General features: G+C 65.2%; 15 protein-coding genes. 7 read left to right on the top strand and 8 right to left on the bottom strand.

Features of this window, described 5'->3' with window-relative positions:
* Positions 1–116 precede the first annotated feature (116 nt).
* Positions 117–284: a hypothetical protein gene (locus QTI05_RS09010; RefSeq protein WP_286624014.1), complete on the bottom strand. Its 168-nt coding sequence runs from the start codon at positions 282–284 to the stop codon at positions 117–119.
* Between QTI05_RS09010 and QTI05_RS27945 the strand changes: the two genes are divergently transcribed.
* Entirely contained in the window at positions 283–1,062 is a 780-nt protein-coding gene (locus QTI05_RS27945; RefSeq protein WP_506555339.1) for a winged helix-turn-helix transcriptional regulator, read from the top strand. The genes QTI05_RS09010 and QTI05_RS27945 overlap by 2 nt on opposite strands.
* Before the next feature lie 9 nt (positions 1,063–1,071).
* Here QTI05_RS27945 and QTI05_RS09005 read toward each other — a convergent pair whose 3' ends face one another.
* From QTI05_RS09005 to QTI05_RS08995, 3 genes are all read right to left on the bottom strand, one after another.
* Positions 1,072–2,217, bottom strand: coding sequence for a hypothetical protein (locus QTI05_RS09005; protein WP_286624013.1), 1,146 nt, complete (start codon positions 2,215–2,217; stop codon positions 1,072–1,074).
* 5 nt (positions 2,218–2,222) lie between these two features.
* Positions 2,223–3,179: a serine/threonine protein kinase gene (locus QTI05_RS09000; protein WP_286624011.1), complete on the bottom strand. Its 957-nt coding sequence runs from the start codon at positions 3,177–3,179 to the stop codon at positions 2,223–2,225.
* A gap of 405 nt (positions 3,180–3,584) precedes the next feature.
* Entirely contained in the window at positions 3,585–5,048 is a 1,464-nt protein-coding gene (locus QTI05_RS08995) for an aminotransferase-like domain-containing protein (RefSeq protein WP_286624648.1), read from the bottom strand.
* A 179-nt stretch (positions 5,049–5,227) separates the two neighbouring features.
* Between QTI05_RS08995 and QTI05_RS08990 the strand changes: the two genes are divergently transcribed.
* The 4 genes from QTI05_RS08990 to QTI05_RS08975 all read left to right on the top strand — a co-directional run bounded on the left by QTI05_RS08990 (position 5,228) and on the right by QTI05_RS08975 (position 7,150).
* The gene (locus QTI05_RS08990) at positions 5,228–5,581 is read left to right on the top strand and encodes a hypothetical protein (protein WP_286624009.1); all 354 of its coding nucleotides are present in this window, start codon (positions 5,228–5,230) and stop codon (positions 5,579–5,581) included.
* Positions 5,578–6,063, top strand: coding sequence for a RidA family protein (locus tag QTI05_RS08985; protein ID WP_286624008.1), 486 nt, complete (start codon positions 5,578–5,580; stop codon positions 6,061–6,063). The genes QTI05_RS08990 and QTI05_RS08985 overlap by 4 nt, the downstream gene beginning before the upstream one ends.
* Before the next feature lie 88 nt (positions 6,064–6,151).
* Positions 6,152–6,613, top strand: coding sequence for a hypothetical protein (locus QTI05_RS08980; protein ID WP_286624007.1), 462 nt, complete (start codon positions 6,152–6,154; stop codon positions 6,611–6,613).
* 12 nt (positions 6,614–6,625) lie between these two features.
* Complete coding sequence (locus tag QTI05_RS08975) at positions 6,626–7,150, top strand: DUF2867 domain-containing protein (protein ID WP_286624006.1); 525 nt, start codon at positions 6,626–6,628, stop codon at positions 7,148–7,150.
* A gap of 7 nt (positions 7,151–7,157) precedes the next feature.
* Here the strand turns inward: QTI05_RS08975 and QTI05_RS08970 are convergent, their stop codons facing one another.
* The 3 genes from QTI05_RS08970 to pdxR are packed head-to-tail and all read right to left on the bottom strand — an operon-like array spanning position 7,158 to position 10,080.
* Positions 7,158–7,667 (bottom strand): hypothetical protein, encoded by a 510-nt coding sequence (locus QTI05_RS08970; RefSeq protein WP_286624005.1) that lies wholly within the window; start codon positions 7,665–7,667, stop codon positions 7,158–7,160.
* 27 nt (positions 7,668–7,694) lie between these two features.
* The gene (locus QTI05_RS08965) at positions 7,695–8,615 is read right to left on the bottom strand and encodes a glutaminase (RefSeq protein WP_286624003.1); all 921 of its coding nucleotides are present in this window, start codon (positions 8,613–8,615) and stop codon (positions 7,695–7,697) included.
* Between the two features lie 31 nt (positions 8,616–8,646).
* Positions 8,647–10,080 carry a MocR-like pyridoxine biosynthesis transcription factor PdxR gene (gene pdxR, locus QTI05_RS08960; protein ID WP_286624002.1) on the bottom strand — a complete coding sequence of 478 codons (1,434 nt, stop codon included), beginning with the start codon at positions 10,078–10,080 and terminating at the stop codon, positions 8,647–8,649.
* A 97-nt stretch (positions 10,081–10,177) separates the two neighbouring features.
* On the opposite strand from pdxR, the gene QTI05_RS08955 reads away from it, so the two are divergent.
* Positions 10,178–10,618, top strand: coding sequence for a carboxymuconolactone decarboxylase family protein (locus QTI05_RS08955; RefSeq protein ID WP_286540654.1), 441 nt, complete (start codon positions 10,178–10,180; stop codon positions 10,616–10,618).
* A gap of 6 nt (positions 10,619–10,624) precedes the next feature.
* Here the strand turns inward: QTI05_RS08955 and QTI05_RS08950 are convergent, their stop codons facing one another.
* Positions 10,625–11,926, bottom strand: a complete 1,302-nt coding sequence (locus QTI05_RS08950) for a UDP-N-acetylglucosamine 1-carboxyvinyltransferase (protein WP_286624000.1) — start codon at positions 11,924–11,926, stop codon at positions 10,625–10,627.
* Between the two features lie 86 nt (positions 11,927–12,012).
* On the opposite strand from QTI05_RS08950, the gene QTI05_RS08945 reads away from it, so the two are divergent.
* The gene (locus QTI05_RS08945) at positions 12,013–12,180 is read left to right on the top strand and encodes a hypothetical protein (protein ID WP_286540657.1); all 168 of its coding nucleotides are present in this window, start codon (positions 12,013–12,015) and stop codon (positions 12,178–12,180) included.
* Positions 12,181–12,192: the final 12 nt, after the last annotated feature.

Below are 12,192 nucleotides of genomic sequence, written 5' to 3'. Positions count from 1 at the left end.
TTTGGGCGCACCGACCCACGAACGTGGGACATGCTCACCACAGTTTCCGGCATGAGGTGATCGATGCCGAGCGGCACATCGTTGCGCCCGCCGTGCTCGGCCCGAGTCCGGCGGAATCACACCTGCGAATGCTCATTGATCGCCCGCCGGGTATCCGCGACCAACTCGACGCCAGCGATCATCAATGCGCCGCCTGCGTTGGGTAGCAGGTTGAGATCGAACAGCATCGCCGTCGTCCGGACGCTTGTGGCGTCAGTGTCCGTCAGTAGCGTCAAGCGGCGCATGAGGCGGCGAGGAAGTTACCATTCGCCCATGATGAGTTGGAGCGGATTGAGATTGGCAGAGCCCGGTGAGATGGTTTCTGCAACTTCCACGGAAGCCGTACCGGCCCCGATGGTCCGGCCTCGTCCATTCGCCAGCGAACAGCTGTTGGTGGAGTCCATCCTCAAATGCATGCGAGGAGGCAGACGAAATGGCTGGACTGTGACGTTGGAACTCGACGCTGGGGTTGGTTTGGCGGACATCGTGGTGGCGAATCGAGCGCCAAACTCTACGCGCAGTTTGAGGGCCTTGGCCTCGATGCCTCTGCGCTTGGCGCCCCTTCTTGATCCGGCAGTGTCAACAGGCATCACGTCAATGCGTGAGCTTGCGCGGGTGCTCGGCCTGTCCAACAGCGCAACGACGAGAGTCTATGCGGCGCTGCGAGACGCCGGTGTGATTCGACCTCGTGCTGATGGGTTCGCGCTTGCCACTGTCGAGCAGCCGCCTTTTCAGGCCATCGTGGCAGTAGAGGCCAAGCTGTCAGATTGGGCCCGTGCGTTGGTTCAGGCCTATCGCAACCAACAATTCGCTGACGAGTCTTGGGTGGTGCTTGACCACTGCCATCACAAGGCGGCTGTCCGGAATGCAGACGAGTTCAGAAAGGCCGGAGTTGGCTTGGCTTCTGTTGCCCAGAAACAAGGCCTTTTCGTACACGTCCCTGCTGCTGCAGTTGGGCCGATAAGCACAGGGAAACGCTGGACGGCCCAATCAGCCTTGGCTAAGCGAGTCGTTCTTCGATAGGAACAGCCGTCAGCTAAGGGCGTCAGCCCAAGCTTTGACGTGTCCTCCACGCCCATGTTTTTCCAGTTGAATGCCGAGGCCGGCAATAGCCTCGTAGGCATGCTTTGCCTTGCTAAGTCGGTCCAGCAGGTAGACACGACGATCACCAGCCGACACCTTGTCGAGCACACGGAACTCGTCGTGCATGTTCTCGAAGTAGTGCTTGTAAAGTTGAGCCTGGTTGAACGTGGGTTCCACTGGAAGCGCAAGTGCCTCTTCCGAGTGCGCCGTGCCACGATAGACCGCTTTCCAGACGGCTGGCGCCTTTGCCCGGATCGTTTTGGCATCCTCGAACTGCAACCAGTTCATGAGGCCACTCAAGTAGATGCGCGCCTTGGGTCCTCTGCGTTCGTCTTCGGACACTAAGAATCGTTCGATGGAGAAGATTCGAGTGTTTTCAAACGATCCGATAGTTAGGCTCAAATCGCCAACTGTGGAGAACAGGAGCCCCTCGACGTTCGTGTAGCCGACAGTCAGTGCTAGACCTGTGGCACGGATCTGCGTGAAGAAGTGGAGGCATTCACGCAGAAAATCGCCATCTTGAATCAGTTTGGAATCTCTCGGATGTTGGTACATCAGATAGATTTCGTCCACATTGGGATAGGACGTAATCCAATTCAAAAGCCTCGTCCTGAAGCCAGCATCTTGGATCATTGCCGAGGTGATCGCAACCGACAGGCAGAGGGGTCGGTCACCCGCTGCTTCCATGAATGCTTCAACGGTGAACTGTCGCTGACGGTCAACGTAGTCTGTGAGCATCTGATCGATGAAACGCGTGGGTACGACTACCTTGCGGAAGCCAAGCTTAATCTGAAACTCGACACACTCTCGAGCCACAGCAAGCGCCTGCGCCTTGAAGGTAGATGTCTGAAATCCGCCGTCAACGCTCTCCGGAAAAAACGGGTAAGTCAGAAGCTTAGGCTTTCTGGAACTCGGAAGATAGAACTGAGGGTCAAACAAGGAGGTTGCTCGTGTCTCCGGCTTCAGCTTTTCAACCGCCGCGATGTTCTGATGTAGTGGGCTGAGGATTAGGCCGTCACCGAGACCTAGGTCTTGGAGGGAGTCGACGTTCCAATTGCTGTTGTGACCGACCTGATGCAGAAGTTGAAGAGCCATGGTGTCTACCCCAGAGAAATTTTTTGAAGGCCTTCGAGAAGCACCGCTGGAGTTCTCGGACGCATGTAGGGCGCCTGGCTCATCAACGACTGTACGAAGCCGGACACCTCGGCATCCGCTGCTCCCAAATCAAGGAGTGTGGCTGACTTGCACTTTTCAATGGCCTCGGCCAACTCGAAGTTGTTCATTTCAGGGTTCGTGTGAAATGGATGGCGTCCAGAAATGAGGACGTACATGAGAATCCCCAACGCAAAGAAGTCAGTCTTAAAGCTGATGGCATCTTTGTCATTCTGAATCTGCTCTGGTGCGGCATAGTCCAAGGTCAGAGGTGCCTTCCCCCAGCCATCTTGAGTAATGCCTGCTCCTCCAGTCTCGCGCACGATTCCTAGATCGATGACAACCACTTCACCATCTGGTTTGATCAAAATGTTGTCTGGTTTGATGTCGCGGTGCACGAATCGCTTTGGATGAACCCAGAGAGGCATCAAAGCGTTCGCGATGCCGAGGCAAAGTCTTCCGACTGCATCGGGCTTGCCATGGAAGTTCGCCATGATTCGACTTAAAGGGGTCGACTCAACAAATCCTTCGATGCTGACGTACAGGTTCTGAGGTAGGGGCTCATCAGTGACCGGGTTTTCGATGAACAAGTTGTAGAACCGTAGCGAGGGAAAGTTTACGGGTCTGAGCTCTTCCAAGATGGCAGTCTCCGCTTGCAATCGCGTGAGTGCGTCTGCCGAAGCGCCGGCGACGACCTTAACTACGATCCGTCCCCACGACTCCCAGCCGTGCAAGAAGCCAGGCTTTCCATCCGCCGGCGGCGGGACGTCGGGGGGAATCCGAGCATCTTCGAAACGGCCGATGTACACCACCCGTTGCCCAGATTGAGCCGCAACCTCTTCGATTACCAAACTCGGCAGGCATGCGACGAGATGGTCGCGAAGACCTTGGGAATCTACATGCACCTTACTCTCCGTCTCAGATTTTCCAGCGGAGTCTAACGTCTCGCCACATTTGGAATTCGGTTCAACGCTTCAACACGCGGATTGATGCGCGTGGTGTAGTGATTGCTCAGTGACCTGCCCATTCAATGCCTTGCCCATCCGTAGACCCGGGCGCGCGAGCCGCGCTGCTGCAAAGCCACCAGACCTCGGTTCGCTAGGAATTTCCAGAGCGTCGCCCACTTCACGAGGTACGGTCACTGTCTGCTTTCACGCTCAGCGGCCCTTCAGCGGAGGCAATCTGATGGCCGCTCCCAGTCTCAATCAGTCATCGGCGCGATCCAAACGAGCGGTCACTTATGACGAATGCCGTCCTTTCAAATGTGATGGTCACATGGCGCATTGGGCAATGACCACGCTCCCAACCCTTCAACCCGCCGCCGCCCCAACAATCTCCCCCAACCGCTTCAACCCCGCATCGATCGCGTCGTCATACGGCCAGCCGCAGTTGAGCCGCAGGTAGTGATCGCTGCGCGCGCTGTTGGAAAACAGCCAGCCCGGCGCCACCAGGATGCCTTCGCGCAGCGCGGCGTCGAACACCGCGGCCGACGCGCACTGCTTGGGCATCTCCACCCACAGCTGCAAGCCGCCGTTGGGCAGGTTCAGCCGCGTCCCCGCGGGAAAGTGGCGCGCTATTGCCTCGGCCGTGCGCTCGCGCTGGCCGCGCAATACGGTGCGCAGCCGGCGCAGGTGGCGGTCGTAGGCGCCGGTGGCCATGAATGCGCCGGCGCCGAGTTGCGACAGCACTTCGTTGTTGCGCGTCTGCGCGTACTTGAGCATTTCAACGCGGGCCTGCCAGCGGCCGGCCGCGATCCAGCCCAGGCGCATGCCGGGCGCCAAGATCTTGTGCATCGACGCGCAATGGATCACGTTGCCGGCGTTGCCGCCGCGGTCCCATGACTTGATGGCGCGCGGCGTGTGGTCAACGTCGAGCAGCTCGCTGTAGGTGTCGTCTTCGATCAGCGCAATGCCCTGCTGCTCGCACAGCTGCACCAGCCGCTGCTTGTGCGCATCGGGCATCACGCTGCCCAGCGGGTTCTGCAGGTGCGGAATCACCACCACGGCCTTGATGTCGGTGTAGGTCTGCAGCGCCAGCTCGAGCGCTTCGATCGACAGGCCGGTCTGCGGACTGGTGGGGATTTCGAGCGCGCGCAGGCCCAGGCTTTCCAGCACCTGCAGCAGGCCGTAGAAGGTGGGCGATTCCACCGCGATGGTGTCGCCGGGCTTCGCCACCGCGCGCAGCGCGAGGTTGAGCGCCTCGATGCAGCCATTGGTGACGAGCACCTCCTCGGGCGCGAGCGTCATGCCGGCCGCGAGTGCGCGCTTGGCCAGCACGGCGCGAAAGTGCGGGTCGCCCTGCAGCGGCGGCACGCCGGCCAGCAGCTCGGGGTGCAGGCGCAGCGCGCGCGTCATGCCGGCGCGCAAGGCCTCGGCCGGGTAGAACTGCGGCGCGGCACGCGCGATCGAGAAGTTGAGCTTGATGTCGGCCCCGCGCCGCTGCGCCACGAAGGCCGACACGCGCGCGTGGATGCCGACGTACTGCGCCGGGTCGGGCCGCTGGCCGGCCGGGGGCTCGTCCATCGGCGTCATGCGCAGGCGCTGTGGCCGGCGAACGAAGTAGCCGGAGCGGTCGCGCGCCTCGGCCCAGCCGTCGGACTCCAGCGTGCGGCACAGCTGCAGCGCGGTCGAGAGGCTGATGTCGTGCAGCCGCATCAGGTTGCGCAGCGAGGGCATGCGCTCGCCCGCCTGCAGCGAGCCGGCCTCGATCGCGCCGCGGTAGTGCGAGGCAAGGCGGCGGTACAGCGGCGGCTGGGTGGGCGACGGCGTCGTCATCATGTGCATGGCCCGATGGTGGCCCGGGAGCGCAGGGTTGAAACAAATGCAGATTGCGCGAAAACGACCATAACAGACGGCCCGGCCGCTGGGCTGTTCTGGTTGCAACAGCGCGGCCTGTGTCTGTTTTGGGAAGGCCTGCAGGCCGAACATCAAGGCCTTGCTTCAAGGAGCCTTCGATGATCCGCACCACGACCACCACCATCACCCGGCTGCAGCGCGGCGAAACGCTGCACATGCCGCTCGACGCCCACACCACGCTGCAGGTTGCCGCAGGCGAGGTCATCGTGCGCGAGCCGCTGCGCTGGCTCGGCGACACTGTGGTGGCGCCGGTCGCGACGCTGTCTGAAGGCCGGAGCCACCGCCTGCAGAACGGCGGCTGGGTCGAACTCCGGGCGCTGGGCGACGGTGCCGAAGTCCGGAGCCACCGGCCGATGTCCGCGCTGCACGCCCTGTACGCCGCCTGGCAGACCCTGTGGCGCCGCGCGACGCTGAGCCCGCTTCACCACCCTACCGACAAGGAACCCGCATGACCGCACCGACCCGCCAGGCCATTGCAGACCAGATCGCGGCCGAGCTCGGCCACAGCTTCGAGGGCGAAATCCGCATCGGCGGCCACTACGCCTCGGCCGTGCGCGATGGCCGCATCGTCTATCTCAGCGGACAGGTGCCGCGCGTCGGCAGCACCGTGGTCGTCACGGGCCGGGTCGGCGAGGCGGTGTCGCTCGACCAGGCCCGGCTGGCCGCGCAGATCTGCACGCTGCGCGCCCTGGCGATCCTGCGCCAGACGCTGGGCTCGCTCGACGCCGTCGAGAAGATGCTGCGCGTGATCGTTTACACGCAGAGCACGCCCGACTTCACGCAGCAAAGCGAGGTGGCCGACGCCGCATCAGACTTGCTGCACCGCGTGTTCGGCGAGGCCGGCGTGCACACGCGCACCTCGGTCGGCGTATACAGCCTGCCAAAGAATGCGGCGGTGGAACTCGACATGATCGTGGCCGCGCGCGAGGGCTGACGCGCAAGGGAATATCCTGTCGGCTGTCCGTGGAGGCCCTGCGTTGCAGGTAGACCCCTCGGGTTTCGACAATACAAGGAGTTTCCTTTTGAAAGCCACCCCCTTCATCCTCGCCGCGCTGCTTGCTGCCGCGGCGCTCCCTGCGGCCGCACAGGTTTCGGTCAACATCAACGTGCCGGGCCTGGTGCAGATCGCGCCACCGCAGCCGCGCTTCGAGCGCGTGCCGGGCCCGCGTGCCGGCCAGGTCTGGGTGCCGGGCCACTGGCAATGGAACGGCCGCGACTACATTTGGGCCGGTGGCCATTGGCAGCGCGCCCGCCCCGACTACGCCTATGCGCCCGGCCAATGGATCCAGGCCGATGGCGGTTGGCGCTGGCGCGAAGGCGACTGGCGCCGCGCGGAGCGCCGGGAAGCGCGTCGTGAAGAACGCCGCGACGAACGCCGGTACGACCGCCATGAACGACGCTACGACCGTCATGAACGGCACGACGACCATCACGGCGGCGGCCACCACTGCCCGCCGGGCCAGGCGAAAAAGGGCAACTGCTAAGGCAAGGAGCGCATGCCCACGCCACTCCATCGCGCCCATGCCGTCGCGCTGCCGCCTGGGGTGCGCGTTGCGCACCTCTACCCGGGAGCCTTTCTGGCCGACGCGTTCGCGATCGACCTGCCGCCCGGCGCCACGCACGACGTGCTGGCGCTCGCGCATTTCGCGCTGGCGCGGCAGGCGCCGTGGGTCGAGCGCCTGATGGCCGTGCGTGATGCGATCGTGTCGCCGTTCGGCCTGAAGACCGCGCACGCCCTGCGTGCCGACAATGGCGCGGCAAGCCCGGCGCGCGTCGGCATCTTTCGCATCTACGAAACCTTGCCCGACGAAGTGGTGCTGGGCGAGGACGACCGTCACCTGGACTTTCGCCTCTCGGTGCAGCGCTCTGCCGGCCAGCTGACCGCCGTCACCGTGGTGCACTGCCACAACCTGCTGGGCCGCACCTACATCCGCGCGATCGCGCCGTTCCACCGCAGGGTGGTGCGCTCGGCGCTGAACCGCGCCGCGCGGGCCGGCTGGCCCGCTGCCGCGGCGGCCTGAAAAAACGCTAGCGCGGCTTGGGCGAGTAGCCGCTCTCGATCCATGCCTCGGCGCTGGCGGCACTGAGCTTGAACGTCGGCGCCACGCGCGCCTCGCCGAGTTGCGTGCCGAACTCGTCCTGCGCGGTGAGCAGGGCGTAGGGGTTGTCTTCGTCGGGCACGATCTGCAGCGCCACGCGGATGCGTTCCGATCCGGCGCCGACGCTCAGCTGCTTGTTGAGTTGTGCGTGCAGTTGCTGCTCGTGGCGGCGCAGCACTTCCGATGCGGTCTTCACCAGCGTGTGGAAGGCGGGCGCATCGAGCGGCTTGGGGTTCTTCTTGTCGCGGCCCATCGTCCAGGGGCCGACCAGCGCGGGCTCGGATTCGCCCTGGCGTGTCATCGCCACGGCCCAGCCGTCGTCGTCTTCGTTCTTGATCACGCTGGCTGTCCAGAGCGCGTCGCGCCAGAGGCGGGGTTCCTGGATGTCGGTGCTGTCGGCGTCGTTGCCGCTGTCGATGGAGGGAGTAATTTCAGTCATGAACCGGCAAGTCTTGCACAGGCGCGGTCAGAACACCGACAAGCCCGTCTTCGTCACGAACAGCTCGAGCGCCTTCATGCCCAGCAGCGAGTTGCCGGTGGCATCGAGCGCGGGCGACCACACGGCCAGGGTCAGCTGGTCGGGCACCACCGCGACGATGCCACCGCCGACGCCGCTCTTGCAGGGCAGGCCGATGCGAAACGCGAACTCGCCGGCGGCATCGTAGGTGCCGCAGGTCAGCATCAGCGAGTTGATGCGGCGCGTCTGGCGTTCGGTCAGCAGGTTCACGCCCGGCGCCCAGGGGTGCACGCCGTCGCGGCAGAGGTAGCCGGCCGCGCGCGCCAGTTGCACGCAGCTCATCGACAACGCGCACTGGTGAAAGTACATGTCGAGCACCGTCTCCACGTCGTTGTCGAGCTTGCCGAAGCTCTTCATGAAATTGGCAAGCGCGTAGTTGCGATAGCCCGTGGCTGCCTCGGACGCGGCCACTTCGACGTCGAAGGAAATCGGGTCGCCGGTGAGGCTGTTCATCAGCTCCAGCACGTCGGTCTTGGCCTCGCGGCCGAACAGGCTCAGCAGCCGGTCGGCGACGGCAATGGCGCCGGCATTGATGAACGGGTTGCGCGGCTTGCCCTGTTCGTTCTCCAGCTGCACCAGCGAGTTGAACGGGTTGCCTGAAGGCTCGCGGCCGATGCGCTCCCACAGCGCTTCGCCGAGCCGCTGCATCGCCAGCGTGAGCGTGAACAGCTTCGACACGCTCTGGATCGAGAAGGGTTTGTTCGCATCGCCCGCATGTGCCTCCTGCCCGTCGCAGGTGCGCAGCGCCATGCCGAACTGCGCAGCCGGCACGCGGGCCAGTGCCGGTATGTAGCTCGCAACGGTGCCCCCCGCACCGAGCAGCGGACGGATCTCGGCGTCGATCTCGTCGAGCACGGGTTGGAACTTCATGGTGTGTCGTTTCAAAGGCAGGTGGAGCGGTTCAGGCGATCTGCATGAGTATGTCGCGCACGCGGTCGAGCGAGGGGTCGATGTCGAGCGTGTCGATGGCGCCGTAGCCCATCATCAGCCCGGGTTGTGGCTCGCTGAAATGGAAGAAGGGCGCCAGCGGGTAGAGCCCGACATCGACGCGCCGCGCCAGCGCGACCAGCAGCGCCACGTCCAGCGGCTTGCGGCACAGCGCGGCAATGTGAAAGCCCGCGGCCGCGGGCACCAGGCGGAACCAGGGTGCAAGGTCGCCCTCGAAGCGCGCGACCAGCTTCTCGCGCCGCAGCGCATAGGCCGCATGACAGCGCCGGATGTGCCTGGCCAGCAGCCCGTCGTCGATGAACTTCGCCAGCGCCCACTGCTGTGCTGGCGCGGTGTGCGAGTCGGTCAGGTGCTTGGCGGTCGCGACCGCGCTTCGGATCGAGGGCGGCGCAATCAGGTAGCCGAGCCGCAGCTGCGGGGACATCGTCTTGGAGAAGGTGCCCACGTAGGCCACCGTGCCCTGGGTGTCGAGGCTGTAGAGCGTGTCGGTCGGCCGCCCCGCATGGCGGAACTCGCTGTCGAAGTCGTCTTCGATCACCACCGCGCCGAGTTCCTGCGCGCGCCGCAGCAGCGCGGCTCGGCGCGCCGGGCTCATCGGCATGCCGAGTGGAAACTGGTGCGCCGGTGTCACGTAGATGAAGCGCGTGCCGGCGGGAATCGCGTCGACCACGATGCCTTCGTCGTCGACCGGCACGCCCACCACGTGCGCCCCCTGCGCGGCGAGCAGGTTGCGCATCGGCGGGTAGCCGGGCTCCTCGATCGCGACCGTGCTGCCCGGCGCTACCAGCACCCGCGCGACCAGGTCGAGCGCCTGCTGCGCGCCGGCGGTGACGATCACGTCGTCGGCGTCGCAGCGCACACCGCGCGCGAACGCGATGTGCCGGGCAATGGCCTGCCGCAGCGCCGGCACGCCTTCGGCCGTGCCGTAGAGGCTGCGCGAGGACGTGAACTGCCGCAGCCCGTGCAGCATGCAGCGGCGCCAGTCGTCGGCCGGAAACAGCGGCCCCGAGGGCACGCCGCCGATGTACTCGTAGCGCGCGCCGCCTTCGCGGTCCATCTGGCGCAGCGGGGTGGCCATGCGGCGCCACTGCTCCACCACGGCGGCGCCGGCCAGATCCTCGGTGCGCTGCGGCGCCGTGCGCGTCACCATCCCTTCGCCGACGAAGGTGCCGATGCCGGCGCGGCCAATCAGCAGCCCGTCGCGGGTCAGCCGCGCGAAGACCTCGGCCACGGTCTTGCGCGAAATTCCGAGCTGCTCCGCCAGCAGGCGCGTGGGCGGCAGGCGCTCGCCAGCCACCAGCCGGCCCGAGCGGATCGCGTCCTTGAGCTGGCCATGGAGCTGGCCGCCCAGGTCTTTCTTCCCCTCGATCACGACGTGCAATTCCATCCGTGGACTCCTCGATTTGCAGCGGATTGGTCACCTTCGGGCGGCCTGTGCGCTTTGACAATTCTCTCCACACAACCACTGCACGAAGGAGCACACCATGGAAACCCGTCTCAATTTCTACAAGGCTTCGCCCGACGCCATCAAGGCGATGCTGGCGCTCGAAGCGTCGGTGAGCAAGCTCGGTCTGGCGCCGCTGCTGCTCGACCTGGTCAAGCTGCGTGCCTCGCAGATCAACGGCTGCGCGTTCTGCGTCGACATGCATTCCACCGATGCCCGCAAGCGCGGCGAAACCGAGCGCCGCCTGTATGGCGTGGCGGCCTGGCGCGAGTCGCCGTTCTTCACGCCGCGCGAACGCGCCGCGCTGGCCTGGACCGAAGCGCTCACGCGCGTGGCCGACACGCATGCGCCCGATGCCGACCATGAAGCGCTGTGCGCCGAGTTCAACGAGCGCGAGCGCGTCGACCTCACGCTGGCCATCGGCGCCATCAACATCTGGAACCGGTTCGCGGTCGGCTTCCGTGCAATGCCGGCGGCCTGAGCGGGCTCACTCCTCGCTGGTCCACTCCACCTGCACGCCGAGCTGGCGCAGGTTTTCGACGAAGTGCGGATGGGCGCGGCGGATCGGCGTGGCATTGCGGATCTCGGAGCGGCCTTCGATGCTGGCCGCGACCATGAACAGCGCGATCGCCACGCGGATGATGTAGGGGCTCTCCACAACGGCCGGCGTCAGCGGATTGCCGCCGAAGGTGATGAGCCGGTGCGGGTCGGACGAGAACACATGGGCGCCGAACTTCGACAGCTCGCCGGTCCAGCCGAGCGCGCCGTCGTACACCTTGTTCCAGAACATCGCATTGCCCTGGGCGCGCACGCCGAGCGCAATGAAGATCGGCAGCAGGTCTACCGGGAAATACGGCCAGGGGGCCGCCTCGACCTTGGTCAGCACGTTGCTCGTGAACGGCGTCTGCACCTTGAGCGGCCCGGCGCTGCGCGCGCGCGACCAGCCGTCCTCGTGCGTGATCTGCACGCCGAACTTGGCGAAGGTGCGGTCGATCAGCGGGAACTGCGCCGGCGCACTGTTGCGCACCATCACATCGCCGCCGGTGATGGCGCCGAGCGCGAGAAAAGTGGTGATCTCGTGGAAGTCTTCGTCGAAGCGGAACTCGCCACCGCCGAGCGCTGCACCGCCATGCACCGTGAGGCGCGAGGTGCCGATGCCTTCGATGCGCGCGCCGAGCCCCACCATGAAGCGGCAGAACTCCTGCACGTGCGGCTCCGAGGCCGCGTTGGTCAGCGTCGAGGTGCCGTTGGCACCCACCGCGCACAGCACGAAGTTCTCGGTGGTGGTGACCGAGGCGTAGTCCAGCCAGTGGTCGGCCGGCACCAGGCCGCCGGTGTGCCGGATGATGAGCGAGCCCTCGGCGCGCTCGACGGTGCTGCCGAATTGCCGGAACACCTCCACGTGCGGATCGATTTCGCGCACGCCGAGCGTGCAGCCCTTGACGTTGTCTTCCAGCCGCGCCACGCCGAAGCGCGCCAGCAAGGGCGGCACCAGCATGATCGACGAGCGCATCTCTTCGGGCAGCCGATGGCGCTGCGCATCGAACACGGTGTCGCGATGGTGCAGGTGCAGCGTGCCGGTGGCATCGTCCATGCGAACCTCGCTGCCGAGCGTGCGGAAGATCTCGAGGATCTTGCGGACATCGGTGATGTCGGGCACGCCGTGCAGCTGCAGGGGCTCGCGCGTCAGCAGTGTGGCGCACAGCACCGGCAGGACGGCATTCTTGTTGGCGGAAGGAATGATGCGGCCGCGCAGTGGCGTGCCGCCGTGGACGATGAGATTGGACATGGGCAGGGCCCGATATGCTACCGGCGCAGGCTTGGTTTTCCGCTGTGGCCTAATTACGCCCGGACATTTTTTTACCGGAGCCACTCATGCCCACCAAAATCAGAACCGAGAGCGACCGTTCCGCTCCCAAGCCCACTCCCGCACCGGGTTTCACCATGCCCAAGTCGGGTGGCGGCCAAAAGCGCAGCCTCGAGCGCGGCACCGCGACGCGCAGCAAGAAGAACCCCGGCAAGCGCGCCAAGAAGGGCGGCTAAGCGGGCCCCGAG

Source organism: Variovorax fucosicus (genome assembly GCF_030316825.1).
Lineage (GTDB): Bacteria > Pseudomonadota > Gammaproteobacteria > Burkholderiales > Burkholderiaceae_C > Variovorax > Variovorax fucosicus.
Note: the sequence above shows the minus strand (reverse complement) of the source record. Positions and strands in the feature narration are given on the sequence as shown.